The following is a 758-nucleotide window of genomic DNA, read 5'->3' on the forward strand; positions in this document are numbered from 1 at the left end:
CTGACCGTGCCGGTAACTCCGACCACATAAGTGAAGCCCATCGCCGTGAGTTGCTCGCGGAACTCAGTGCTCGCCCCATAACCTGCGTCGGCCAGGACCAATTCCGGCAGCGATCGCCTCTCGCCAAGATTCTCAAGCAGTTGCAAGGCGAGCATCGGCTTGGTGACAAACTCAAGCGCCTCGGGCACTTTGGCATGGCTACGCCGTTCCGGGTCATCGGCCCAGCTTTGCGGCAAATACAGTTGGTAGCGCACTGGCAGACTGAAGTGTTCATTGGCGATCGAGACGCTGACCGCCACTTGGCAGTTGTCTTGCTTGCCCAATTGGCCGCAGTACTGCCGCGCTACCCCGACCGAGTGCTTACCCTTTTTCGGAAAGCCGGTATCGTCAATAATCAGCGCCTCAGGCGAACCCGCGCGCCGGCTGATTCGTTCAAGCGTGTGACTGCACACCGCATCAAGCACCGCTTCGTCCGACCACGGCGCATCGGCTACGAAGTGATGCAGGCGTTGATGTTCCGAGCGTACCCGGCTTGGTGACAAATGCGCCGCCATGGGCTCAACGCTCTTACGCTTGACCGGCAGCATCAACCCGGTGCAGTAGCCACGAAACGGCTCCACGCGATCAGCATGCCCAAGCGACTGGGCCATTAGAGACACGTACTCCTCGAACCGTTTCGTAGAGGCTTCCATCGCTTTCCTCGTAACTCACTTGAAGATAAGCAAATAATGCCTTATTTTTTAACACAGTAGTACTAG

At 57.5% G+C, this 758-nt stretch carries 1 protein-coding gene; it reads right to left on the reverse strand.

Going from position 1 to position 758, the window contains the following annotated elements; translation table 11 throughout:
* The coding region (locus ACGLHR_RS51960) for an IS701 family transposase (RefSeq protein WP_400103955.1) at positions 1-692 on the reverse strand (692 nt) is incomplete at its 3' end.
* Positions 693-758: the final 66 nt, after the last annotated feature.

This window comes from Cupriavidus sp. CuC1 (assembly GCF_044627735.1).
In the GTDB taxonomy this organism is placed as follows: Bacteria; Pseudomonadota; Gammaproteobacteria; order Burkholderiales; family Burkholderiaceae; genus Cupriavidus; species Cupriavidus ulmosensis.